This window comes from Granulicella mallensis MP5ACTX8 (genome assembly GCF_000178955.2).
Taxonomy (GTDB): domain Bacteria; phylum Acidobacteriota; class Terriglobia; order Terriglobales; family Acidobacteriaceae; genus Granulicella; species Granulicella mallensis.
Genome location: NC_016631.1, coordinates 211,167 through 234,692 on the forward strand (window position 1 = coordinate 211,167; position 23,526 = coordinate 234,692).

General features: G+C 60.1%; 22 protein-coding genes. 16 read left to right on the forward strand and 6 right to left on the reverse strand.

Annotation, left to right across the window (positions count from 1 at the left end):
- The first annotated feature begins 24 nt into the window (after positions 1-24).
- From ACIX8_RS00905 to ACIX8_RS00945, 10 genes are all read left to right on the forward strand, one after another.
- Positions 25-1,368: a hypothetical protein gene (locus ACIX8_RS00905; protein ID WP_014263422.1), complete on the forward strand. Its 1,344-nt coding sequence runs from the start codon at positions 25-27 to the stop codon at positions 1,366-1,368.
- Entirely contained in the window at positions 1,358-2,038 is a 681-nt protein-coding gene (locus ACIX8_RS00910) for a hypothetical protein (protein WP_014263423.1), read from the forward strand. The genes ACIX8_RS00905 and ACIX8_RS00910 overlap by 11 nt, the downstream gene beginning before the upstream one ends.
- 40 nt (positions 2,039-2,078) lie before the next feature.
- Positions 2,079-3,011, forward strand: coding sequence for an SCO family protein (locus ACIX8_RS00915; protein WP_223295439.1), 933 nt, complete (start codon positions 2,079-2,081; stop codon positions 3,009-3,011).
- A gap of 9 nt (positions 3,012-3,020) precedes the next feature.
- Positions 3,021-4,082 (forward strand): cytochrome c oxidase subunit II, encoded by a 1,062-nt coding sequence (gene coxB, locus ACIX8_RS00920; RefSeq protein WP_014263425.1) that lies wholly within the window; start codon positions 3,021-3,023, stop codon positions 4,080-4,082.
- Positions 4,079-5,761, forward strand: a complete 1,683-nt coding sequence (gene ctaD, locus ACIX8_RS00925) for a cytochrome c oxidase subunit I (RefSeq protein WP_014263426.1) — start codon at positions 4,079-4,081, stop codon at positions 5,759-5,761. The genes coxB and ctaD overlap by 4 nt, the downstream gene beginning before the upstream one ends.
- Position 5,762: 1 nt before the next feature.
- Complete coding sequence (locus tag ACIX8_RS00930; RefSeq protein ID WP_317623993.1) at positions 5,763-6,530, forward strand: cytochrome c oxidase subunit 3 family protein; 768 nt, start codon at positions 5,763-5,765, stop codon at positions 6,528-6,530.
- A 27-nt stretch (positions 6,531-6,557) separates the two neighbouring features.
- The gene (locus tag ACIX8_RS00935; RefSeq protein WP_014263428.1) at positions 6,558-6,899 is read left to right on the forward strand and encodes a cytochrome C oxidase subunit IV family protein; all 342 of its coding nucleotides are present in this window, start codon (positions 6,558-6,560) and stop codon (positions 6,897-6,899) included.
- A 213-nt stretch (positions 6,900-7,112) separates the two neighbouring features.
- Entirely contained in the window at positions 7,113-8,282 is a 1,170-nt protein-coding gene (locus ACIX8_RS00940) for an MBOAT family O-acyltransferase (RefSeq protein ID WP_014263429.1), read from the forward strand.
- A complete protein-coding gene (locus tag ACIX8_RS25805) occupies positions 8,282-8,458 on the forward strand; it encodes a hypothetical protein (RefSeq protein WP_014263430.1) in 177 nt (58 codons plus the stop codon). The genes ACIX8_RS00940 and ACIX8_RS25805 overlap by 1 nt, the downstream gene beginning before the upstream one ends.
- 143 nt (positions 8,459-8,601) lie before the next feature.
- Entirely contained in the window at positions 8,602-9,429 is an 828-nt protein-coding gene (locus ACIX8_RS00945; protein ID WP_150110442.1) for a hypothetical protein, read from the forward strand.
- Between the two features lie 6 nt (positions 9,430-9,435).
- Here ACIX8_RS00945 and ACIX8_RS00950 read toward each other — a convergent pair whose 3' ends face one another.
- Positions 9,436-10,239 (reverse strand): RNA methyltransferase, encoded by an 804-nt coding sequence (locus ACIX8_RS00950; RefSeq protein WP_083836759.1) that lies wholly within the window; start codon positions 10,237-10,239, stop codon positions 9,436-9,438.
- 96 nt (positions 10,240-10,335) lie between these two features.
- Positions 10,336-11,250: a YXWGXW repeat-containing protein gene (locus ACIX8_RS00955; RefSeq protein ID WP_014263433.1), complete on the reverse strand. Its 915-nt coding sequence runs from the start codon at positions 11,248-11,250 to the stop codon at positions 10,336-10,338.
- 273 nt (positions 11,251-11,523) lie between these two features.
- Between ACIX8_RS00955 and dnaG the strand changes: the two genes are divergently transcribed.
- On the forward strand, positions 11,524-13,317 hold the full coding sequence (gene dnaG / locus ACIX8_RS00960) for a DNA primase (protein WP_014263434.1): 1,794 nt from the start codon (positions 11,524-11,526) through the stop codon (positions 13,315-13,317).
- A 339-nt stretch (positions 13,318-13,656) separates the two neighbouring features.
- Here the strand turns inward: dnaG and ACIX8_RS00965 are convergent, their stop codons facing one another.
- Complete coding sequence (locus tag ACIX8_RS00965; protein WP_044175945.1) at positions 13,657-14,835, reverse strand: tRNA (adenosine(37)-N6)-threonylcarbamoyltransferase complex transferase subunit TsaD; 1,179 nt, start codon at positions 14,833-14,835, stop codon at positions 13,657-13,659.
- Between the two features lie 141 nt (positions 14,836-14,976).
- On the opposite strand from ACIX8_RS00965, the gene ACIX8_RS00970 reads away from it, so the two are divergent.
- The 3 genes from ACIX8_RS00970 to ACIX8_RS00980 are packed head-to-tail and all read left to right on the forward strand — an operon-like array spanning position 14,977 to position 18,448.
- Positions 14,977-16,362 carry a CCA tRNA nucleotidyltransferase gene (locus ACIX8_RS00970; RefSeq protein WP_014263436.1) on the forward strand — a complete coding sequence of 462 codons (1,386 nt, stop codon included), beginning with the start codon at positions 14,977-14,979 and terminating at the stop codon, positions 16,360-16,362.
- Positions 16,363-16,397: 35 nt separating this feature from the next.
- The gene (locus tag ACIX8_RS00975; RefSeq protein ID WP_014263437.1) at positions 16,398-17,957 is read left to right on the forward strand and encodes a hypothetical protein; all 1,560 of its coding nucleotides are present in this window, start codon (positions 16,398-16,400) and stop codon (positions 17,955-17,957) included.
- A gap of 20 nt (positions 17,958-17,977) precedes the next feature.
- Complete coding sequence (locus ACIX8_RS00980) at positions 17,978-18,448, forward strand: nucleoside deaminase (protein WP_014263438.1); 471 nt, start codon at positions 17,978-17,980, stop codon at positions 18,446-18,448.
- A gap of 7 nt (positions 18,449-18,455) precedes the next feature.
- On the opposite strand, the gene ACIX8_RS00985 is transcribed toward ACIX8_RS00980, so the two are convergent.
- Positions 18,456-18,971: a cupin domain-containing protein gene (locus ACIX8_RS00985; protein WP_014263439.1), complete on the reverse strand. Its 516-nt coding sequence runs from the start codon at positions 18,969-18,971 to the stop codon at positions 18,456-18,458.
- Between the two features lie 89 nt (positions 18,972-19,060).
- Here ACIX8_RS00985 and ACIX8_RS00990 point away from each other — a divergent pair, with 89 nt between their 5' ends.
- Positions 19,061-20,368, forward strand: a complete 1,308-nt coding sequence (locus tag ACIX8_RS00990) for an NCS2 family permease (protein ID WP_014263440.1) — start codon at positions 19,061-19,063, stop codon at positions 20,366-20,368.
- Between the two features lie 106 nt (positions 20,369-20,474).
- Positions 20,475-20,903, forward strand: a complete 429-nt coding sequence (locus ACIX8_RS00995; RefSeq protein WP_014263441.1) for an OsmC family protein — start codon at positions 20,475-20,477, stop codon at positions 20,901-20,903.
- Positions 20,904-20,995: 92 nt separating this feature from the next.
- On the opposite strand, the gene ACIX8_RS01000 is transcribed toward ACIX8_RS00995, so the two are convergent.
- On the reverse strand, positions 20,996-21,739 hold the full coding sequence (locus tag ACIX8_RS01000) for a YIP1 family protein (RefSeq protein WP_014263442.1): 744 nt from the start codon (positions 21,737-21,739) through the stop codon (positions 20,996-20,998).
- Between the two features lie 461 nt (positions 21,740-22,200).
- Complete coding sequence (locus ACIX8_RS01005) at positions 22,201-23,520, reverse strand: flavin monoamine oxidase family protein (protein ID WP_014263443.1); 1,320 nt, start codon at positions 23,518-23,520, stop codon at positions 22,201-22,203.
- Positions 23,521-23,526: the final 6 nt, after the last annotated feature.

Genomic DNA, 23,526 nt, shown 5'->3' on the forward strand with positions numbered 1-23,526 from the left:
CTGGAACTTGAAGGCGACTGACGAATGTCACTTGAACACGAACATCACGGAGCGGATTTGACGCACGGGAACGCAGGGCATCACGGCCCGAAGATGCTGCCCAGCGTGCTGACGGCACCTGCCGTCGTAGGCGCCTGGCGCACCCGCGCCGCCATCGTCGCGGTCATCTTCGCGGTGGTTTCTCTGGCCTTTTTCTTCGTCCCAGGCGGCAAGTCGCATCTCCTGCGTGCCTACCTGATGGGCTACATGACATGCTTCAACTTCTGCGGCGGCGCTCTTGCCTTCCTGATGGTGCAGTATGTTTCGGGCGGTAAGTGGGGCCAGATTCTGCGCCGTCCGCTGGAAGCCATGACCCGCACGATCTGGGTTGTCTTTGCGATGTTCCTGCCTGTGATGTTCCTGCTGAAGCATCTCTACATCTGGGCTGCTTACCCAAACAAGGCTGCTCTTCTGGATGCCTACAAGACGGGTCATATCACGCAGGAGCAGCAGCTCACGGCTTCCTCCAAGCTCACCATGTTGAGCCCGACGAGCGCCTGGGTCGAGTATCTGCTGGTGCTGGGCTTTATGGCGCTGGTCATCACGCTGCTCAATAAGTGGTCTGTACAGCGCGACAACGACCCTCAGGCTGGAACGCTGGCCAGCTTCGACAAGTGGCGCGTCAAGTTCGAGAACCTCTCCGGTCCGTCGATCCTGTTCTACGTCATCCTGATGTCGGCCTTCGTCATCGTCTTCGTCAAGTCGCTGGATGTTACCTGGTACTCGTCGGTGTATGGCCTGCAGTTCCTCGTCGCGCAGGGATACGGCGTACTCGCACTGGGTATCCTGAGTCTCATCCTGCTCTCCCGTTATGAGCCGATGAAGACGATGTTCCGCACGACCGAGCAGCACGACATGGGCAAGCTCACCTTCGCCTTCGTCATGCTGAATATCTACCTGACCTTTGCGGAGTTCCTGATCATCTGGTCGGGCAACCTGCCGGATGAGATTCCCTGGTACCTGCACCGCATCCATGGCGGCTGGTGGTATGTCTGCTCGGCTGACGTCATCTGCCACTGGCTCATCCCGTTCTGCATCCTGCTCTCGCGCGATATCAAGCGCTCCAAGAGCAAGATGATCTGGGTGACCGTATTCATGATCTTCGCCCGCTTCATCGATATGTTCTGGCTCATCGAGCCGAACTTCAAAGATGCCGCCGGCAACCTGCACCTCGCGGGTAACTTTGGAATCCTGGCCTACATTACAGTGCCTGTCGCCGTCGTCGCGTTCTGGATGTTCTTCTACCTGACCGAACTGATGAAGCGTCCGCTGATCAATGTGAACGACCCGCACACGCAAGAGCTTTTGGAGCCTGAGCATGCACACTGAAGGACACGACGCAGGTCGCCCGGAGGGCACCACCCCGCATCCGCCGCATCAGCGTGATTCGGAACATCCCGGCTATGAAGTACAGGACGTGAACGCGGGCGGTATCGCCACATTCCTCGCGGGACTGTTCGGCACGGTATTGATCTTCTTCGTCTTCTGCTTCTTTATGGGCAAGGCGATCAACACGATGATGGTCACGCACGACGAGAAACCCAACAAGTGGCAGGCGGATCTTTCGCAGCCCGGCGCTACACCTCGCGGCAATAAGCGTGAAGATTTGACCTCGGCTGCAGAGATGCAGCAGCGGCAGCTGCAGAGCATGACGCAGGCCTTCCCGACGCCTCGGCTCGAGACGGACGACGGCAATCAGGATGTCGCCGATCTGCACGCTCGCGAAGATCTGCTGTTGGATCACTACAGCTCATCGACCGATCTGCCTCAGGGCGCGGTTCGCATTCCTATCGACCGTGCGATGCAGTTGGTCGTACAGCGCGGTCTGGGAGCGGCTCCCGCAGCTCAGACACCGCAGGCCGTGATGGCCGGCGAAAGCGCACCAGCGGTTCAGGCTCCGTTGACCGATGGCTTTGCGCGCACCGGCTACGAGCTCGAGACGATTCAAGCCCGCAACGAGAAGAACGACTTCAATCGGGCAGAAGCAAAAAAAGACTAAGCACGGCTAGCAGGACACAGGAAGCGATAGAGATCTGACGATGACAGCAGGACGCACAATTCGGATGGCAACAGCGGCGGGACGGGGACTCCTCGGCCTTGCGCTGGTGCTCGGTTGTGCGGCTCCAGTCTTCGCACAGGTTTCGAGCTACGGCGATAAGGCTACCGGCGATAACACCGGAGACCAGCTTCCGCAGATTCTGCAAAAGGTGCAGGTAACCCAGCACCTCAATGCGCAGCTTCCTCTGGACGCAAAGTTCACCGACGACAAGGGCGCGCCCGTTTCGTTGGGCCAGTACTTTGACGGCAAGCATCCGGTTCTTCTCTCGACGGTGTACTACAACTGCCCGATGCTGTGTTCGGAAGAGATGGACGGGGTCGTCAGCTCGTTGCTGATGGTTCACCTGGTTCCGGGCAAGGACTTCCAGATCGTTGTGGTCAGCATTGATCCGACCGAGACGGCGGATCTTGCGGCTCGCTACAAGGCGCGTTACGTGAAGCGCTATGGGCATCCCGAGACGGCTGACGGTTGGCACTTTCTTACCGGACAGAAGCCGGCGATCGATGCTGTGACCAATGCCGTTGGGTTTGGTTACACGCGGGTCCCTGGACCGGATGGCACGCTCTCGCAGTTTGCGCATGCCAGTTCTATCGAAATTGCCACTCCGCAGGGCAGGCTGGCACAGTATTACCTTGGCGTCGAATACTCGCCCAAAGACATTCTTCTGGGGCTGATCGATGCCTCAGGCAACAAAATTGGTTCGCCTGTAGCAAACATTCTCACCTACTGCTATCACTACGATCCGCAGATCAATAAGCACTCCTTGATCGTGGCGCGGGTCGTTCAGTTGGGCGGTATGGCGACGGTGGCGGGCCTTGGCGGTTTCATGTTTCTGATGTTCCGTCGCGACCTGCGGCTGGGGCGCGACCACGATTTACCTCAACCGGATGACGACAACCGGCGGAACGGATAAAGGCTAACGATGGGAATTAGTCCAGTACTGTGGCAATTTTTGGTGAAGTGGCTGCATGCCTCGGCCCTGTTTCCGGCTGAGGCGTCCACGATCTCGCCTTACACTGACGCGCTCTATTTCTTCCTGCTGGCGATGACGCTGGTTGGCCTGCTGCTGGTAGGCGTTCTCGTCTTCGGCTTCTCGATTCGCTATCGCCGCGAGAAGAACCCCGTCGCCACGCAGGTCGAAGGCTCGACGCTGCTTGAGGCGACGTGGACGATCATCCCGCTGGCGATCTTCCTGGTCACCTTCGTATGGGGCGCTCTGCTGTACTTCCGCATCTACGATCCGCCAGCCAATGCGATGAACATCTACGTCGTCGGCAAGCAGTGGATGTGGAAGGCCGAGCATCCTGGCGGGCAGCACGAGATCAACGCGCTGCACGTACCGGCGGGTCGCCCTGTGCAGCTCACGATGATCTCGCAGGATGTGTTCCACAGCTTCTCGATCCCCGACTTCCGCGTCAAGCGCGAAGTGATTCCGGGTCGCTACACGACGATCTGGTTCCAGGCGACTACCCCCGGCACGTACCACATCTTCTGCACCCAGTATTGCGGAACGCAGCACTCCGGCATGATCGGTGAGGTCACCGTTCTCTCGCCGGATGACTACCAGAAGTGGACGCAGCAATCGACCAGCGGCATGAGTCTGGCTCAGAACGGAGAGCGGCTATTTGCCAGCATGGGTTGCAACGCCTGCCACAGCGGCAACGCCGCGGCACGTGGTCCGAACCTTGCTGGTGTCTATGGCTCCAAGTTGACGCTTACCAATGGCAGCCAGGTGTTGGTAAACGACGCGTACCTCCGCGATGCGATCCTGAATCCCTCGCAGCACATTACCGCGGGATACGCGCCCATCATGCCGACGTACCAGGGGCAGATCAGCGAAGACGGCCTGATCGACCTGGTTGAGTACATCAAGAACATGCAATCGAACTTCCGGGTGCAGCAGACTCTGATGACATCGGAGTCTAATCAGGCAGCGCCCACAACGCCCACCGAGGGCACAACGTCTGAAACGGTGAAGCCATGAGCACCAGCGTCCCCAATTTGCACACCATCGTCTCTCTGCCCGATCAGAGCACGGCTAAGCTGCCGAAGCGGCACTACATCAACAACGAACACGGATTGTTGAGCTGGCTGCTGACGGGAGATCATAAGCGCATCGCGATCCTGTATCTGATCTCGATCACGTTCTTCTTCTTTATCGGCGGAGCGTTCGCAGGTCTCATCCGGCTGGAGCTGCTGACACCGCAGTCCGATCTCGTCGCGGCGGATACGTACAACAAGTTCTTCACCATGCACGGCATCATCATGATCTTCCTGTTCCTGGTACCGTCGGTACCGGCGACTCTCGGGAACTTCCTGATCCCGATCATGCTGGGCGCGAAGGACCTTGCGTTCCCCAAGATCAACCTGCTGTCCTGGTACCTCTATCTCGCAGGCGGCACACTCACGCTGGCCGCGCTGGTGCTGGGTGGCGTTGATACCGGCTGGACCTTTACCACGCCGCTCTCGACGCACTACCTGAACACGCATGTCATCACGGCGGCGACGGCTATCTTCATCGCTGGATTCAGCTCGATCTTCACCGGTCTGAACTTCATCGTGACGATCCACCGTATGCGCGCTCCGGGCATGACCTGGTTCCGTATGCCGTTGTTCGTATGGTCGAACTACGCTGCTTCGATCCTGATGGTTCTCGGAACCCCGGTTCTGGCTATCGCGATCGTGCTGGTTGCGCTCGAACGGCTCGTGGGTATCGGCGTCTTCGACCCGGCCAAGGGCGGCGATCCGCTGCTGTTCCAACATCTTTTCTGGTTCTACTCGCATCCGGCCGTGTACATCATGATTCTGCCGGGTATGGGCGTCATCTCCGAGGTCATCTCGACCTTCAGCCGCAAGCGCGTCTTCGGCTACACGGCGGTCGCGTTCAGCTCGGTAGCCATCGCGCTCTTCGGCTTCTTCGTGTGGGCGCACCATATGTTCATCATGGGTGTGTCGAACTACTCGGCGCTGGTCTTCTCGCTACTGACGATGCTCGTCGCTGTACCTTCGGCGATCAAGATCTTCAACTGGGCGTTCACGCTGCAGAAGGGTTCTATCACCTTCGAGACCCCGATGCTCTACGCCTTCGGCTTCATGGGCCTGTTCACCATCGGCGGTCTGACGGGCGTGTTCCTCGGTTCGCTGGGTATGGACATCCATCTCACCGAGACCTACTTCATCGTGGCGCACTTCCACTTTGTCATGGTCGGCGGCATGTTGATGGCGTTCCTCGCGGGCATCCACTTCTGGTGGCCCAAGATGACCGGCCGCATGTATCCCGAGTCGCTGTCCAAGCTGGCTGCGGTGGTTACGTTCATCGGCTTCAACCTGACCTTCCTGCCGCAGTTCATCCTCGGCTACCTCGGCATGCCGCGTCGCTACGCTGCGTATCCGCCGGAGTTCCAGGTACTGAATGTGCTTTCAACCGCAGGCGCAACGGTGCTGGGCGTGGGTTATATGCTGCCGCTGCTGTACCTCGGCTGGTCGCTGAAGTACGGCGCGATTGCGGGTGACAACCCGTGGCAGGCAACAGGTCTTGAGTGGCAGATTCAGTCGCCGCCATTGACCGAAAACTTCCTCGAAGTGCCGATCGTAGACTATGAAGCCTACGACTACGAGTGGCTCGAGAAAAAGCAGAGAGAACAGGTGACGACGGTTGGATAACATGATCGCATCTACGAATCCGGCTATGCATCCGCATACGCACGAGACTGTGGACCACGCCGAGCACGAGCACGTCGTGCTGCCGCAGCATCGCCATCACTTTGAGACGGAAGAGCAGCAGCGCGAGGCTGGAAGCTTCGGCATGTGGCTCTTCCTGCTGACCGAAATCATGTTCTTCGGCGGCATGTTCTTCGCCTACCTGCTTTACCGCAACTGGTACTATCCGGCCTTTACGGTCGCTTCGAACCAGTTGAACGTGCCGGAAGGCGCGATTAACACAGTCATCCTCATTACCTCCGGCTTCTTCATGGCGTTGGGTGTGTGGGCGGCCGAGGTTCGCAAAAAGGGTCTGCTGGTCATCATGCTCATTCTCACGACGGTCTTCGGCCTCGCCTTTCTGGGCGTCAAGGCCGACGAGTATCACGAGAAATATGAGCTACATCACATTCCAGGCGCCAGCTTCAGCACTGCGATGTTTACTAATCCTGCAGCCTTTGGCTTGAAGGAAGAGCCGCTTGCTCCAGACATGGCGCAGCACACGGAGATCTTCTTCTTCCTATACTTTGCGATGACCGGTATGCACGCTCTGCATATGATCATCGGTATCGTCATCCTGTTCTGGCTGACATGGCGGGCACATCGCGGAGAGTTCAGTTCCGGATATGTAGCCCCGATTGAAAACTTCGGCTTGTACTGGCATTTCGTTGATATTGTGTGGCTGTTCCTGTTCCCGCTGCTCTATCTGATCAACCGTCACCCGCTGAGCTAAACATCCAGCCCTATTGAAGGAAACACGATGGCACACGAGACCTATCACGATCCATCCAACGTCACGAACCCGGAGCACGCCGATCACCACATCGTGTCGCCGCTGCAGTACTGCATGGTCTTCGGCACGCTGCTGCTCGGCACCGCTATCACCGTGCTGGCGGCCTATAAGGATATGGGCTGGCTGAATCCGGTGATTGCCCTTGGCATCGCCAGCTTCAAGGCGGTAGTGGTCATCCTGTTCTTCATGCACGTGAAGTATCAGTCGAAGCTCATCAAGATGACTGTCGCCGCTGGATTCTTCACCTTTATCGTGTTGATTACCATGACCCTGAGCGACTACATGAGCCGCGCCTGGGGCATGTGGTAAACACTTAAGAATCGCATTATCAAAGCGGTTCCATTGTTGCTGTCTTCGAAGCGAAAGATGTTTGCACGGTTTCTTCCAGAGAAACATGTTGCAAGATTTTTGCGGGATTACAGTAACGGTGGAACCGCTTTTATCGTTCTACGCCGGGTGCTGACATTCATTGAACTGTCTGTTGCGCAGAGCGCATGAGATCACCGCCTACTGGACGTCCCGATGATCTTCAACGGCTTTACCTACTATGTGCTCTTTCTGCTCCCGGCCGCGATGCTGTATCGCTGTGCCGGCGCGCGCAGCCGGCCATGGGTCATTGCAGCCTCGGGCGGCCTCTTCTTTCTTTATTTTTCGTATGCTCTCGCGGGTGTTCCAGGCATGCTTTGCCTCGGCATCTTTTTGTGGGAAGCACTTACCAGCCGTCTTTATAAACCAGGATCGCGCTGGTGCATGGCTGGAATTCTGCAAAGCCTGGTCTTTCTGGGAATCTTCAAGTATTGGAACTTCTTCAGCGGCATCCTCTTCTGGAGGCACTCCAACCCGCTTCTCTGGCGGGGAGCGTTCCTTCCGCTCGGCATCTCGTTTTTCACGTTCGAGTTCTATCACTACGCCTTCGATCGCCGGTCTGGCCGAAGTGAAAAGGGAACCCTCGGCGAGTACCTCGCCTTCATTCTTTTCTTTCCCACGATGGTCGCCGGGCCTATCAAGCGATTTCAGGACTTTCTCCCCAAGCTCCGCGCGACACCCGCGAACTGGGAGCATGACTGGGAGCGCGGCCTCACCCGAATCCTAACCGGGCTCGCCAAGAAGTTCGCCATTGCCGACCTGATGACGGCCTGGACCGTACACCTGAACCGGCACGACATCCTTGTGGCCGATCGCCGAGTGCTGCCGCTCTGGCTGCTCGCGTATGGCATCAGGATTTACGCCGACTTCTCGGCCTACTCGGATATCGCCATCGGCTCGGCCCGGCTCTTCGGCATTGGTGTGCCCGAAAACTTCAACTGGCCCTACGGACGCCGCAACATCCAGACCTTCTGGCGAAGCTGGCACATGTCTTTGACGCGCTGGCTCATCGACTACATCTTCATCCCTCTGGGAGGGTCGCGCGTTTCCTTGCCACGAGAATGCTTCAACATTCTGGCTGTGATGTTGATCTGCGGGCTCTGGCACGGAGCGGGTTGGAACTTCCTCGCCTGGGGCCTGTGGCACGGCATTCTGCTCGTGGTTCATCGGCTCTGGCGAAGGGTTCGCGGCGCTCCCAGTACGCGCGCCATTCCGGTGTTGGCCAGCCGGGTGCTTACCTTTGTGGCTGTGAATGCCGGATGGGCGTTCTTCTGCATGAATTTGCCCGATGCTATGCTCTTCTACAGAAAGCTGCTGGCTGGCTAATGCTTACGAATCTTCGTAAAACCGTCGAATACCTTGCCGGCCAGCGTGACGAACCGGGACCCTGGCTTGTGCACACGCCAGGATGGATCACCGGTTCCATCGTCTGGCTTCTCGCCCTCGTCTTGATCTACTGTTTCTGCGGTCAGACGAATGAATTCACGTACATCAATTTTTGACGATGAGCTCACGCCCGTTGCTTCGCATCCTCGCTGTTTGCCTCGTCTTGCTGGCCGCAGGAAACCTTCTGCTGTCGAGGTGGAGTCGTAGCCTTTCCTCTCATAGGGCGATCGACAATCTTCAGCAGGCGCCGGATTCGGACTTGCTGTTCGTAGGCAATTCGCTGCTGGATGGCCGCGTCGACAGCGCAGCTTTGAATCAAGGCGCAGCTTCCGCGGGCCGCACCTTCAGGCCGCTGAATGCCGCCCTCAGCGCGACTGATCCGCATGACCAGACGTTTCTCGCGCAGTATGCCCTCTGGACGCAGCCGCACCTGCACACCCTCGTCGTAGGTTTCTATGACTACCAGCTCACTGAGGAGACCCGCGTCACTCCGGCGGACCTGCTTGGCAATCACGGCATCGCGCTTGACGAGCGTTTTCCTGTCCGTGTAGTGGCCTCTATCGACCACTTCAGCACCGCTCAGACTGGCGAATTGCTTCTTCTGCGGGCTCTTCCCATGGCAGCCAATCGCGTGAGCTTCTGGAAGTATGCCGAGAGGCTGCGCTATTCGATGAGCCGGATGGGCATGCCGCCCGAGCCACCCATCACCATGATCCGTCCGTGGTCGTACTACAACGGTGAGCCGCGAAAGTTTTTAGAAGACCCCTCGCATTTCAACTCCAGCTACGAGTACGTCTTCGGCCAGGCAGCCAAAGAGAGGATGCAGGTCGTTCTCGTTCTCATGCCGATGTCGCCTCTTCACAGTAAGGTCTTTTACACGCGACAACTCTGGCAGGATTACCTGGTAAAGCTACGGGACCTTGCCCAACAACGCGGGTTTACCTTTGTGGACGCCTCAGCCTGGATGCCGGAGGACGTGCAATTTGAAGACGCTCTGCATATGACCAAACCTGCGGCTACGACCTTTTCCTTCCGGCTGGGAGCCGAACTGGCGGCGGCACAGGGGAGCGCGAAGGCGGGCAATTAAAGACTGCTACTGCTGGTCTCCGTTTTCCCGCCACAAGATCTGCCGCAGGATTCCCATCCAGGTCATGGCCTCGCGATGGCTCTCGCCAAGCTGCTGGACGAGTTGCCGCACGATCGGCTCACTGGCATTGGCCGGAAAGCGACGCGAGTAGCCGGTGGCATGCAGCACGTCGAGCAGAAGCTGGGTGAGGCGCTCACGGTCCTCGGCGGTCGCTGTGGCTTCATGCAGGACAGGCAGTTCCTTGGAGCCCTCGAAGCCCTCGCGCGTCAGTTCGTAGAGGCAGACGGCAACAGACTGGCCCAGGTTCATCGAGAGGTGCCGCGCAGCCTCAGGAGCGAACATGGGGATCGTCGTGAGCAGTGAGCAGTGGCTCAACTGTTCGTTGGTGAGGCCGGTCTTCTCCGAGCCGAAGAGCAGCGCTACCTGTTGCGGATGATCGGCAGCGGTCAGTGTGCGTAGTTGACCGAGCATGGTGGGCGCGGCCTGTTGCAGGGCCACGACCTCGCGCCGCACGTCGCGTTCGCCGATGGCAGTGGTCCCGACGATGAGCGTGCAGTCGGCGATGGCTTCTGCGAGGCTCGAGTACCTTCGAGCTTCTGCCATGACGGAGGCCGCGCCCACGGCAGATTTCACATTCTGTTGTGAGTCCTCAAGCTGTGCGGCTTCGAAGGGCGCGGCATAGTCATTGACGATACGGAGATCGCGGAAGCCGAAGTCCTGCATGGCTCGCGCAGCGGCTCCGATGTTGCTGGGGTTGCGTGCGCCGACGAGGACGACGGTCAGATGGGCTCGCTCGGCGGCGGTCAGCATGAGGTTCATTGTATCGGCGGCCAGTGGGCCTTCGCAGGGCTGCAAAAGCAAACGACCGGCTTGAGGGCCGGTCGTCTGTTTAGCGGTGCGGAGAGGTTAACGTTTCTCCCCGTGCGCCTGGTTATTGGCATGGGGCGCGGCGTGTGACTGCGTGTTCGCGGCAGGCTGAGTGCGCGCCTGGGCTTGTGTGTGTTGGGTGGCCTCAGGTTGAGTCCGTGCTTCAGGCGTGGGATGTGCCAGAGCGGTATTGTTGTGGACGCCGGCATTGTTCTGGTTTCCGCCGAAGTGGGAAGCACCCGTCGGATTGGCGTGGAAGGCCGCTGGCGACGCTGCCGCCGATACGCCGGGGCGTCCGTGGTTTACGCTGGCGAACTGCGAACGGTTCTGCGCGGCGAAGTTCTGGTGCTCAGCCTGTTCGTGTGTTGCCTCGACGTGCTGCTCGTGCGCGAACTGCGCCTCCTGCGCCGAAGGCCGTGCTTCGATGCCGCCATGGCCGCCGTTGAACGCCACGTTCGAGTGGTTGACGATGGTGACATTGCGAACATAGACGTTAGTCACACGAACGCCGCCGAGGTTGGCCACCGAGCGGTTGTAGAAGAACGCGCCGTGGTTCCAGTAGCCGCCTTCAAAGCCGACGCCGCCATAGCCGAAGCCGTAGTTGATGCCGCCATAGAAGCCGACGTGCGGGCCCCAATAGCCGCCATGGAAGAGGTAAGCGCCGTTCTCCCAGCCCCAGTAGGCAGGGGTCCAGAGATAGCCCACGGTAGGCGGCTGCACCCAGACGCCGGGGACCCAGTAGTAGCCGCCGTCCTCGTTGTAGGCCCAGTAGCCGGGTGTCCAGATGTAGCCATCACCGGGGCAGAGGGGCTGTGCATAGACCGGCAAGACCGGGGGAGCGAAACCGACCGAGATAAAGACCCCGGCATGAGCCTGTGCGGTTGGCAGCAGTGCAACCGGAACGGCCAGAACCGCGGCGATGAGCAGGCGGCGAATTGTTTTGAAGGAAGCCATTCTTATTCTCCTTTGTGCCCAGAGGCTGAAAGCCATAGCCAGAAACCTGCCGGGTGCCCGAACTTTGGGGCTCGATTAGGTGAAACCCAGGTGGAAGACGCTTGTTGCTGTATGTTTTTCACCTGAAGTAAGTAAAAACAGGCTCCCTGATTTATTCCCGCTACCGTCGATTTATTTTCGCTACCGTCTGTTGTGGGAGTCCGTAACAATCTGCAATCGGCGGAGACGCCTTCCGGCTGCCCGGGCTACCCCCTACACTAGAAAGAGACCGTTATGGCCGACAACTTCGCCCAGACCGTAAAGCAGCAGACCGACATCGTTCGTATCGTCGGCGAGTACATCAAGCTGCGTAAGTCCGGGGCGAACTGGTCGGCGCTATGCCCGTTCCACAAGGAAAAATCGGGCTCGTTCTATCTCTATCCTGCAACGACGAGTTATTACTGCTTCGGTTGCCACGAGCATGGCGATGTCTTTACCTTCGTCATGAAGATGGAGAACCTCAGCTTTCCCGAGGCCGTGCGTTCGGTGGCGACGAAGATGGGCATTCCGCTGCCGCAACGCGAGTTCAACTCGCCGCAGGAGGCGCAAGCCGCTGGGCTACGTAAGCAGTTGATCGACGCCCACGAGGCCGCAACGCAGTACTTCCAGCAGAACCTGCACTCTCCGGAGGCCGCCCGGGCTCGTGAGTACATGACAGGCCGCGGCATCACGCCGGAGACGATCACGAAGTTCCGTCTTGGCTACGCGCCGGACAACTTCAACGACATGCGCGAGCGGCTGAGCAAGTTCTTCTCCGAAGAGGTGCTGCGCGCCAGCGGGCTGTTCAGTTGGAAGGAGCAGGAAGACGGCTCGCCCGGTCCGATGTACGCCCGCTTCCGCAAGCGCATCACGTTTCCGATCATGAACGAGCAGGGCAAACCCATTGCCTTTACGGCTCGTGCGCTCGATTCCGTCGACGTCGACCCCAAGGCCGGCGCAAAGTACATGAACTCGCCCGAGACGCCGCTCTATACGAAGGGGCAGGTGCTCTTCAATCTCGATAAGGCCAAGGCCGCCATCAAGAGCAAGGACGCGGCACTGCTGGTCGAAGGGCAGATGGATTGCATCTCGCTCTTCATGAACGGTGTCGACAACGTGATTGCCACCAGCGGCACCGCCTTTACCGAACACCAGTTGCGCATGCTGGGACGATTCACCAAACGCGTGTGGTTGAACTTCGACCCGGACCAGGCCGGGGCTAACGCCGCGGAGAAGACTCTTGGCCTGCTGGTGGAGGAAGATTTCGATGTGCGCGTAATCACGCTGGATGGTGGGCTCGATCCCGATCGCTTCGTGCGCGAGCGCGGCGTGGCGGAGTACGCGACGGCGGTGCGCAATGCCTCTCGCTATCAGGACTTCCTGATCGAGCGCGCGCGCCTGCAGTTTCCTGCGCGAACGGCAGAGGCGAAGGTGAAGGCCATGAACTTTTTGCTGCCGCACATTCGCCGCATTCCAAACCTGATCTCTCGCAATGACTTTGCCGAAAACGCCGCGCAGAAGCTGGGCATCGAGAGCTCATTGATGCGGCAGGAGCTGAAGCAGGCCGCACAGCAGCGGCTCGAAAGCGTACGCGCGCCGCAGCCGAAGGGCGTATCGGAGATCGAGCGCATTCTACTGTGCGCGCTCATCCTGCCGGATGCCGATTCGTCCCGCATGCTGGCGGCAGAGCAGCTGGCGGCGAACCCGGAGTGGTGTACGGAACTATCAGCAGCCACTCTGATCGATGTGCTGGCGAACGGCCCGTCGCCGGACAATCCCCTCGAGGCCGCGCCGGACGCCGCTTCGCGCCTGCTGCTGGCGAGTGTGCTGCATCACTCGTCGGGAGAGAGCGAAGCCTCGCGCGAGACGCTGCACGAGCAGGTACAGAATGCGTTGCATACGCTGCACCAACGCCGTCTGGATCGACGCCTTCGTGAGGTTCGGACACTGATCGCCGAAGCGACGCGCCACGGCAATCAGGAGGTGGTGATGCAGTTGGCGCACGAGAAGGTGCAGCTGGACGCTGAGCTGAAGCGCATGGATGGCTAAGTGATGCTTGTAGTTCGAGCGATCACATTTGTTCTTATCTCAATCGCCTCAACATCGTCATCCTGAGCGAAGTAGCTCGCGCATTTTGCGAGCTACGCAGTCGAAGGACCCCGAAGAGCTATAAGTCGCCGATACATTTCATACCTTCTCAACCACGAGCTCCCTCACCACGGAGTCTTCGGTTGAAAAGGTTCGATGAGTAGAGATAAGAAGAATTCTTCGGGGTCCTTCGACTCCGCGTCTCGCAAATGCGCGAGACACTCCGCTCAGGATGACGATGTTGGGGTCGGTGAAAAGAAGAATATTTGAACTGTTCGCTAACACCAGAACGAACTCGCTTTACCCCAGCCGCAACTGCGGCGTAGGTTCCATCGTTTCGGGTGCGAACTGCCCGGCGCGCAGCTTGGGCCAGGCGGCTGCGGCGATCATCGCGGCGTTGTCGGTGGATAACGCAATCGAAGGAAACGCAACCGGCAGACGCCGCCGTGCGGCCTCGGCAGAGATGCGCTGGCGCAGCTCGCTGTTAGCGGCCACGCCTCCGCTGACCAGCAAGCCGCGTGCGCCGAAGTGCTCGGTTGCAGCGAACACGGTGCGCGTGAGATATCCCGTTACCGACGCCTGAAAGCTGGCGATGAGATTAAGCGTTTCGGGTTCGAAGTACGCCAGTGCGCGTGTGAGTGTAGCCGGGTCGCTGGGCTTGCCCTTCGCGAGACCGGATTCCTGTAAGGCCCGCGCCCGTGCGTCGATACGTTCCCGCATGGCGTGCAGCTCGACGTAGCGCCGCACCGCCGTCTTGATGCCGCTGAAGGAGAGATCGAACCGCCGCGTCTGGTCGTCTGCTTCGCGAGCGAGCTTGGGGGCGGTGTTGCCGGTGGCCTTCGTCTTGATCTGCGCGAAGCTGAAGGGCACGGCCTTCGGGTCTCCGTGCTTCGCGAGCGCGTCCATCCAGGGCCCGCCGGGGTAGGGCAGGCCGAGCAGCTTGGCGACCTTGTCGTAGGCCTCGCCCGCGGCGTCGTCGAGCGTCTTGCCCACGTTGCGATAGTGCCAGGTATTTTCCGGGGTCTTCGTCGCGAGATAGAGATGCGTATGCCCGCCGCTGACGACCAGCGCGAGCAGGGGAGAGGCCTCGGCGAATGACTCTTCGGAGTGCATCAGCACCGCGTGGATGTGTCCCTCAAGATGATTCACGCCGATCAACGGAAGCTCTGTGCCGAAGGCCAGCGCCTTGGCGAAGGTAAGCCCTACAAGCAGCGCGCCGGCGAGTCCGGGGCCTGCGGTTACGGCGATGGCTTCGAGATCGCTGTAGGCCACGCCAGCCTGCTGCATCGCCTGCTGTACGACGGGGACTATGGCCCGCAGATGCTCACGCGAGGCCAGCTCGGGCACAACGCCGCCGTAGTCGCCATGGATCAGTTGCGAGGCAACGACGTTGGACAGCGCCTCACGACCGCCGCGAACGACCGCCGCGGAGGTTTCGTCGCAGGAGCTTTCAATGCCGAGGATGAGACCGGAGTGCACTCGTTCTATCTTAGAACCTGTCGAAATTTGCCGTTGTATTTGCTGTTGTTTGTTTTTCGTCGTCATCCTTCGCGTACCGCTCAGGATGACGGCGAAAAACAAGCAACCGCAATCGCACCCTTAGACGGATACTAGAAATCTATGGCAAGGCTGAACAACTCGCACTACGAAGCAGCGCTCACAATTGCACGGCGGCTGCGCGAACTCGGACACGCCGCGTACTTCGCGGGCGGATGCGTGCGCGACCTCCTGCTCGGCGTCGATCCCCACGACTTTGATGTAGCGACCTCCGCAACGCCGGATCAGGTGCAGGCCGCCTTTCCTCGTACGGAGTCCGTAGGCGCGCACTTCGGCGTGGTGCTGGTGATCGAACTTGTTCACGGCGAACGCACGGCCACCGAAGTCGCTACGTTTCGCAATGACGGAGCTTACAGCGACGGGCGCCGCCCCGACGCGGTGCGGTTCTCGCTCGATCCGCGCGAAGACGTGTTGCGCCGTGACTTCACGATCAACGGCCTGTTGCTCGACGTCATCGACTACGAAGAAGGCGATCGCCTGCAGGATTGCGTGCGCGACTTCGTTGGCGGGCAGATTGATCTGGAGTGGAAGCTGGTGCGCGCCATCGGCAATGCCGCCACGCGCTTTGCCGAGGACAAGCTGCGCATGCTGCGCGCGATTCGCTTTGCCGCCCGGCTCGACTTTGCCATCGAGTCCCGCACGATGGCAGCGATCCAGGAGCAGGCCGTGACCACCACGCAGGTCTCCGCCGAACGTGTGCGCGACGAGCTGACAAAGATCCTGACAGAAGGCGGCGCGCGGCGCGGCTTCGAGCTGCTGGAGGAGAGCGGCTTACTCCGTGAGGTGCTGCCGGAGGTTGCTCGCATGAAGGGTGTCGCGCAGCCGCCGCAGTATCACCCTGAAGGCGATGTGTGGACGCACACCCTGATGCTGCTGGGCCATCTGCCAAAGGCCGCAAGCCCGACGCTGGCCTGGGGCATGCTGCTCCACGATGTCGGCAAGCCTGCGACGTTTACGCCTCCCGATCCCGCCAGGCCTGGCGATCGTATTCGCTTCAACGGCCACGTGGAGATAGGCGTTGCCGTCGCTCGCACGATCCTCCTTCGTCTGCGCTTCAGCAACGACGACATGGAGCAGATCCTCGCCCTGATCAAACACCACATGCAGTTCGGCGATGTAATGAAGATGAAGCAGTCCACGCTGAAGCGCTTTCTGCGCCTGCCGAAGTTCGACGAACACCTGGCTCTGCATCGCGCCGACAGCCTCAGCTCGCACGGCGCTCTCGGCATGTACGACTTCGCGAAACAGCACTTCGACGAGATGGGAGAAGAGCAAATCAAGCCCCGGCTCCTGCTCGACGGGGAAGCCTTGATCGCCGCAGGCTATAAGCCGGGGCCGGGTTTTCGCGAGATGCTGGTGGCGGCGGAGGATGCGCAACTGGAAGGTGTTGTGACCACCCCTGAAGCTGCCCTGAGATTCGTGGAAGATCGATTCGGCGCACCGAAATAACGAAGCTGAGTGGGAGTTCCGGTAAGATTCGAACAATGCTTAATGGCGTACTATCCGACCGATCGCTTACCCGTCTTCGCTGGATCGCAAGCGCCGTCTTCGTCGGTCTGTTCGCCTATTATGTGGCGCGCTCGGTGCATTGGCCCATGGTGTGGGACACCCCCATCATGCACTACGTCAACTTCCTGATGAGCCGCGGCCTGCGCCCCTACTCCGATATCACGGACATGAACCTGCCCGGGTGCTACCTCACAGAACGTTGGGGCATGGCGGTCTTCGGCGGGGGAGATCTCGCGTGGCGCGTGTATGAGTTCTTTCTCATGGCCGTGCTCACCGTCAGCGGCATGGTGATCGGTGGCTCGCGCCGCTGGTTCGCCGGCATCTATGCGGCGACGTTCTTCATCCTGATGCACTGCGCCGAGGGACCCATCCTCGCTACGGAGCGCGATGAGTTGATGATGGTGCTGCTGATCGCCGCCACGGCCCTGCTGTTCCTCTCGATCCGCCACCGCATACCCTTGTTGATGCTGGCCTTCGGTCTGCTGTCGGGGCTGGCGATGTCTCTGAAACCCAGCGCGCTGCTGCTGGACGTAGCGCTGCTGGCGCTGGCCTTTGCCGTCCTCCGGCGGAGCGGCGAGCCTGCAGGCAGATACCTGCTGTGGGGGCTGGCGGGAAATATCGCTGTTGGGGCACTCATGCTTGAGTTCCTGATCCAGCATCAGGCCCTGCAGGCGTTTCTGTTCATCTGCCTCAAGATTGTGCCTTCGTACGGGCACCTCAATGGACGTAGTCCTGTCTACATGGTGAGGCATCTCATGCCGTTACCATTGGTGCTTCCCATCGTGTTTGGAGCGCTGGCGGCTGCCTTAGGCACTCGGCGCATGGGATGGCAGCGCTGGGCGCTCTTCTTCGCAACGGCCATGGGCGCACTCTCGTACTTCGCGCAGGGCAAGGGATATCTCTACCACCGCTATATGTTCATCATGGCCATTCTGCTCTGGGCGGGGTGGGAGATTGCCGAGGCGATGCATCGCGAGGACACCCGTTCCCGTCTGGCAGGTGTGGCAGGCGTGGCTGCCATGTTCCTGGTCGTTGTGCCGTATTACGGAAGAATCATCCACCGCTCCCCGACAGTTGGCCAGGATGCGGGCGAGCTTCCCTTCGCGCTGCAGAAGGACCTTACGCAATTGGGCGGCGATAGCCTGCAGCAACAGGTGCAGTGCATGGACCTGATCAACGGCTGCATCGGCGCTCTCTACCGGATGCGACTGGTCCAGAACACCGGAACGACCGGCGATCTCCTCCTGTTTTCTCCTACGGACAGCCCGGCGGTCGAGTACTACAGAAACTGGTTTCTGGACCGTGACCGCAAGCATCCGGCCAACGTAGTGGTGGTGGGAAATGAGTGGTTCCAGCACGGCACCGTGAGCTTCGATAAGGTGGACGCGTGGCCTCTGTATGCGGCCTATCTGCGTTCCACGTACGTTCAGGTTGTAGAGAGGCACTTCGGCGACGACAGTGCACCGGCCTACCGCATCTATCTCCGCAAGGGCAGCGCGGTACTGGCCCAGGAAGAGATTCACCCACTCCACTGATTTCGAGAGGCTGACTGCCTATGTTGAAGGCTGAGCACACCACCCCGGATTACGCCGCGATGCTGCGGGTCGCGATCGAAGAGGCCCGCGCAGGACTGGCAGAGGGCGGCATCCCCATTGGCGCCGCCATCTTTCGTGCCGACGGCTCATTGGTCAGCCGTGGGCACAACCGCCGCGTACAGCAGGACGATCCCTCCATTCACGGCGAGACGGACGCCTTTCGCCGCGCCGGGCGGCAGAAGAGCTATCGCGATCTCATCATGGTCACCACGCTGGCGCCGTGTTTTTACTGCAGCGGGCTGGTGCGCCAGTTTGGCTTTCAAACGGTCGTTGTTGGAGAGTCGCGAACGTTTCAGGGTGGTATCGAAGAGCTGCGCGAACAGGGCATCAACGTGATCGATCTCGACTCCGCCGAGTGTGTCGAGATGCTTACGGGTTATATCTCTGCCAGGCCTGAAGTGTGGAATGAAGACATCGACGTGGCCGAGTAGGTGCAACCTAACCCCGTGTCAATTTCGCAATCGACTCAGCCTCGTTAGGCCACTTCGCGATCAGCTCTTCGCGTGGCGCTGACTGGTAGTCCGCGAACTCGAAGCCGGGACTGACGGTGCACCCCAGCAGGGCAAAGCCTTCCGCCTGCAGTAGTCGTGAGCCCTGCCAGACGCCACGCGGGACGAGCACCTGCGGGCGCTGGCCCGCTGCGAGGTCCGGGCCGATGAGGATCGTCTCGCTGCGGCCGTCCGGATGAAGCTGCAGCATCTCCACCGCACCTCCCAGGTAATGGTGAAACACTTCATCGCTGGCGAGGCAGTGCATCTCGCTGAAGGTGTCCGGTTCGAGCAGGTAGTAGATCGCCGTCGAGGTGCTGCGTGGGCCGTTATAACGGTTGTCGCCAAACTGGCCTGCGGCGATCGTCTCGGTAGCGGCATAGGTCTGGACGAACCAACCGCCTTCGCCCTGAAGGGGCTCCAGGTTGAGGATCTCTTTTACTTTTTTTGCGCTAAGCGAACTCATGGGGAAGCCTCGAACATCTCTCACGCTATTCTGAAGACCAACAGTCTTTTCTCGCAAATCTGATCCACGAAGGGAACCCAGCAGCCTCAATGCGCAGCCGCCTGGAGCACTACTTTCGTTTTGCCGAGCACTCCACCAACTGGCGCACCGAGGTGCTCGCCGGACTGACCACGTTCATTACGATGGCGTACATCATCTTCGTGAACCCGTCGATCCTTTCCCAGACCGGGATGCCGCTGGCCGCCGTGACTACTTCCACCTGCCTCTGCGCGGCCTTCGGGTCGATCCTGATGGGTGCGCTCGCGAACTATCCGCTGGCTCTGGCGCCGGGCATGGGGCTGAATGCGTACTTCACCTATACCGTCGTCAAGGGGATGGGAGTGCCGTGGCAGACGGCGCTGGGCGCGGTGTTTCTCTCCGGGGTGGTCTTTCTGCTGCTGACCTTCGGCGGCATTCGGCAGCGGCTCATCAGCGCGATTCCGTATCAACTGCATGCGGCGGTTGCGGGCGGCATCGGCTTGTTCATCGCCTTCATCGGTCTGCGCAACTCGGGCATCATCGTGCCCAGCGCGGCGACGACGGTCACGCTCGGCAACCTGCACTCTCCCTCCACGCTGCTGGCTATCTTCGGAATTATCTTGATCTCCGTGCTGCAGGCCTATCGCGTAAAGGCGTCGATGCTGATTGGTGTGCTGGGGACGATGCTGGTGGGCATCCTCTGCCACCAGGTGCACTGGCATCCTTCGACCTTCAATCCACTCGCGATCCGTGAGACGGCCTTCCACCTGGATCTACGCGGTGCGCTCAGGATGAATGCGCTGGAGATCATCTTCGTCTTCCTGTTCGTCGACCTCTTCGACAACATCGGGACGCTCGTTGCCGTCACCGAACGCGCCGGGTTGATTGCGGAAGACCACACGATTCCAAGGCTGGATAAGATCTTCTTCGCCGACGCCACATCGACGGTTGTGGGCGCGCTCGCTGGAACCTCGACGGTGACGAGCTACATCGAAAGCTCCGCCGGAGTGGCCGCGGGTGGGCGCACGGGGGTGACGGCGATTACGACCGGTCTGCTCTTCCTCGTAGCGATCTTCGTCGCGCCGGTGGTTGGGGCTATTCCTGACTTTGCGACCGCACCGGCCCTGATCCTGGTGGGCGCGCTGATGGTCGCAGGCTCCGCTCGCATCGACTGGGAGGAGCCGCGCGTCGCGGTCCCGGCCTTCCTCACGCTCGTGACCATTCCGCTGACGTACTCCATTGCGACCGGGCTTTCGTTCGGCATCATCAGCTTTGCGGTGCTGGAGCTGGCGACGGGCCGTGGACGCCGCCAGCACTGGATGCTCTACGTCCTGGCGCTGCTCTTCCTGGCCCGTTTCATCTACCTGCATGCGGGATAAATTAGTCTGACAGTCATCAACCGGTGCAGCCTCGTATGAAAGTCTGCATCCAACTCATGAAGACGCGCCGCCTTCTGGCTTGTGCGTCTTCCCTAGGAGAAAAGCAATGGACCGCAAAGCAACGGCAGTTTGGCACGGCGATTTGAAGGCCGGCAAGGGCAGCATCAGCACGCAGAGCAACACCCTCAAGGATGCGCAGTACAGCTTCAAGACGCGCTTTGAAGACGGCGTAGGCACCAACCCGGAAGAACTGATTGCTGCAGCCCATGCGGGCTGCTTCACCATGGCTTTCAGCAACGAACTCGCGACAGCGGGTCATACCGCCGATACGGTAGAGACCACGGCTGTCGTCACCCTGTCGATGACGGCGCCGGAAGGCCCCACCGTCACGAAGATCCTCCTCACCACCCGAGCCACGGTTCCGGGCATCGATAAGGAAACCTTCGACACCATCGCTAAGAAGGCCAAAGAAGGCTGCCCGATCTCGCGCCTGCTGAAGGCCGCTGAGATTACCCTGGACGCGCAGTTGGTCTAGGTCTTTACAAAGACGATGTAAAAGGGCGCTCCCTCAGGGAGCGCCCTTTTGCCTTCATCCGCAATCCTTCAACGAGGTGCGGGTATTCGTTGTTAGCTGGTGACTGCCGTGATTCCAGTGAAGATGAGCAGCATCAGGAACCACCATCCAACGATGATGGTTGCGGCCTGAGCCATACTCTTGCGCGCGACGATCGCCATGCCGATGACCAGCAGTGCCAGCGCCCAAAGGCCGAACACATCGAAAAAGCTGCCTGCGACTCTCAGGGCTGGTGATGAACCCTGAAGGAAGTAACCGAGGTTCGTCCCGACAGGATTCTGGATATCGAAGCTCTCAGTGCCAACCCCTGCAAAGAGAAAAATGATGGTCAGTAACGAGATGAAGAGACGTGGCAGACCTGAGTACATGATGACGGCGAAGACCTGACCGAAGGTCGTTTTTGCGCCCAGTCCAAAGTTGAAGGATCCCCAGAGCACCAGGGCTTCAAGCGCTATCACGAGGAGGAAGGGGATGCAGGCGCCATACGTAAAGGCACGTGTGAATTTGGCTCCTGCATGCAGCCTGGCAGCCTGTTGCGCCGGCGGCAACTGCTGGAACTGTTCCGCGGCCGCGGGGGTTTTCGTCATCTGGTGTTCTGTAATGCTTTCGAAGCCGATCTTCTTGTCCATGGCGAAACAGGAGGCGACAGTGGCAAGAACCAGCAGAATAAAGGGCAGCCACCAACTGGTGTTGCGTAGGATATCGGTAAAGGTTTTGGAGGGCGCGATAAAGGTGTCCACCACGCGCTCAACCTGAGAGAGTGCGGGGGCTTCGGGCAGAGGGGCGGCATCGGTCATGAGACAGGGGCTCCTTCAGGGGGGTGTTGGACGATTGACTGCAAGTGTACGCGAAGGAGCAGCGGTCTGGAAGACCTCAATCTTTGGTGGCGCGGCCCAGGGAGAGACGCATCATTGTGGCGAGCGATAACCCTCGGCAGCATGTTTGTTGAGGCTCACATAGCTTTTGTTTTGCGTCTCCCCACGGAATCGTCATCCTGAGCGAAGCGTCCCAGCTTTTGGGGACGCGAAGTCGAAGGACCCCGAGAGTTGCTATCTTGCCCATGTCCTTCGCACCTTTTCTACCTCCAAGGCTCGCGCCCGGACGTTTGCGGTGGAAAAGGTCCCGACACCCCTGGGTAAGGTCAGGTTCTTCGGGGTCCTTCGACTCCGCACCTCGCAAAAACGCGAGGCGCTACGCTCAGGATGACGATTCTGTGGGAAGACGCAAAATAGGTGATTCGTTGTTGTGATGGCGCTCTCTACCCCTCGCCCAGCACCTGCTGTGCCGCACGCAGGCCGCTGCGGAGCGCCGCATGCACCGTTCCCCAATTCCCGGTCGTGTCGGTATGCTCTCCCGCGAAGAAGAGAGTATCCACCTCCGGCTGGGTCATCGCTGTAGGAGCATCCATCGCACCGGCAGGAACGTAGCTGTAGGCTCCGCGTGCGAAGGGATCGTTGGACCAGTCATGAGTGTGCGTCTCCAGGAGAGAAGCGTGCACCAGGGCTTCGTCCATCGAGAAGACCTCCGCGAGGGCTGTGCAGGCCTCACGGCCCAGCTCCTCCGCGCTCTTGCCTTCAAGCAGTTTGGCGCGAGGCCCTCCCACCCAGCCGGTCAGCGTAGGAGACGCCTCCGGTTCAGGATGCGGTGTCCACCAGACGGCGGGCAGACGCTTTGAGGTGAAGAGGAAACTCATCGTTTGCAGACTTACGGCATCGAGGGCAGGCGATTGCTCCCACCAGCGCTCGCGGAAGACCAGCGTAAAGCGAACGGCGTGGCCCATCTCCAACCGCCGCGCTTGTGAGATAGCCGCGGGTTCCGGCGTGATGTGCAAGGCAGCCTCGCCGTTGACGCGTTGCAAAACGCCGAGGGGCAGCGTGACGATGCACTGCTTCGCGCGCAGCGTGCCCTGGGTCGTTTCGACTTCAACGCTATGTGCGCTCCACCGGATAGCGAGGACCTCGGTGTTGAGCCGCACATCGCCGCCAAGCTCTTTGACGCGGCCAGCCAGGTACTCCGCGAGCTGCGCATAGCCTCCGCGAAGATGCCAGGCACGGTCGCCCTCGATGGCGTCCTCTGCCTTCTGCTGTACTCCCAGAGAGCGTATGCCGATTTTGTGCGCGTCGGCGGCGTTGAAGCCTTCGACGTAGCCCAGCAACGCGGGGCGATCTTCTTCGGCAACCTCGCTGGTGGCAAGCCAGTCGGTAAAGGAGACATCCTCGCCTGCAAAGTCTTCGAGTTCTTCCAGCGGCGCAAACATCTCCTCGTCCTGCGGGTCGTCCTCGATCAGACCCCCATCCCATTCCTCGCGCAGCATCGTGCCGTCGCGTTCGGTGGTCTGCGCTTCACACTCTGCGAGAAGCGCCCACAGCTCAGGAGCACGTCCGTGGACGAACTCCGCGCCGAGTTCAACGATGCCTCCGCCTGCGCTCACTCGCGTAAGCAGACGCCCACCCACGCGATCGCGAGCCTCCAGTACATTGGCCCGTATGCCGCGCTCGCCCAGGGCGCGTGCTGCTGCGAGCCCGGCGATACCGGCTCCAAGAATTAGAACGTCGTTATCTTTTGTCTCATCGCGCATGAACGA

Coding starts and splice junctions, on each gene's coding strand:
- ACIX8_RS00905 (WP_014263422.1), top strand. CDS start 25: ATGTCACTTGAACACGAACATCACGGAGCGGATTTGACGCACGGGAAC.
- ACIX8_RS00910 (WP_014263423.1), top strand. CDS start 1,358: ATGCACACTGAAGGACACGACGCAGGTCGCCCGGAGGGCACCACCCCG.
- ACIX8_RS00915 (WP_223295439.1), top strand. CDS start 2,079: ATGACAGCAGGACGCACAATTCGGATGGCAACAGCGGCGGGACGGGGA.
- coxB (WP_014263425.1), top strand. CDS start 3,021: ATGGGAATTAGTCCAGTACTGTGGCAATTTTTGGTGAAGTGGCTGCAT.
- ctaD (WP_014263426.1), top strand. CDS start 4,079: ATGAGCACCAGCGTCCCCAATTTGCACACCATCGTCTCTCTGCCCGAT.
- ACIX8_RS00930 (WP_317623993.1), top strand. CDS start 5,763: ATGATCGCATCTACGAATCCGGCTATGCATCCGCATACGCACGAGACT.
- ACIX8_RS00935 (WP_014263428.1), top strand. CDS start 6,558: ATGGCACACGAGACCTATCACGATCCATCCAACGTCACGAACCCGGAG.
- ACIX8_RS00940 (WP_014263429.1), top strand. CDS start 7,113: ATGATCTTCAACGGCTTTACCTACTATGTGCTCTTTCTGCTCCCGGCC.
- ACIX8_RS25805 (WP_014263430.1), top strand. CDS start 8,282: ATGCTTACGAATCTTCGTAAAACCGTCGAATACCTTGCCGGCCAGCGT.
- ACIX8_RS00950 (WP_083836759.1), bottom strand. CDS start 10,239: ATGCTGACCGCCGCCGAGCGAGCCCATCTGACCGTCGTCCTCGTCGGC.
- ACIX8_RS00955 (WP_014263433.1), bottom strand. CDS start 11,250: ATGGCTTCCTTCAAAACAATTCGCCGCCTGCTCATCGCCGCGGTTCTG.
- dnaG (WP_014263434.1), top strand. CDS start 11,524: ATGGCCGACAACTTCGCCCAGACCGTAAAGCAGCAGACCGACATCGTT.
- ACIX8_RS00970 (WP_014263436.1), top strand. CDS start 14,977: ATGGCAAGGCTGAACAACTCGCACTACGAAGCAGCGCTCACAATTGCA.
- ACIX8_RS00975 (WP_014263437.1), top strand. CDS start 16,398: ATGCTTAATGGCGTACTATCCGACCGATCGCTTACCCGTCTTCGCTGG.
- ACIX8_RS00980 (WP_014263438.1), top strand. CDS start 17,978: ATGTTGAAGGCTGAGCACACCACCCCGGATTACGCCGCGATGCTGCGG.
- ACIX8_RS00985 (WP_014263439.1), bottom strand. CDS start 18,971: ATGAGTTCGCTTAGCGCAAAAAAAGTAAAAGAGATCCTCAACCTGGAG.
- ACIX8_RS00990 (WP_014263440.1), top strand. CDS start 19,061: ATGCGCAGCCGCCTGGAGCACTACTTTCGTTTTGCCGAGCACTCCACC.
- ACIX8_RS00995 (WP_014263441.1), top strand. CDS start 20,475: ATGGACCGCAAAGCAACGGCAGTTTGGCACGGCGATTTGAAGGCCGGC.
- ACIX8_RS01000 (WP_014263442.1), bottom strand. CDS start 21,739: ATGACCGATGCCGCCCCTCTGCCCGAAGCCCCCGCACTCTCTCAGGTT.
- ACIX8_RS01005 (WP_014263443.1), bottom strand. CDS start 23,520: ATGCGCGATGAGACAAAAGATAACGACGTTCTAATTCTTGGAGCCGGT.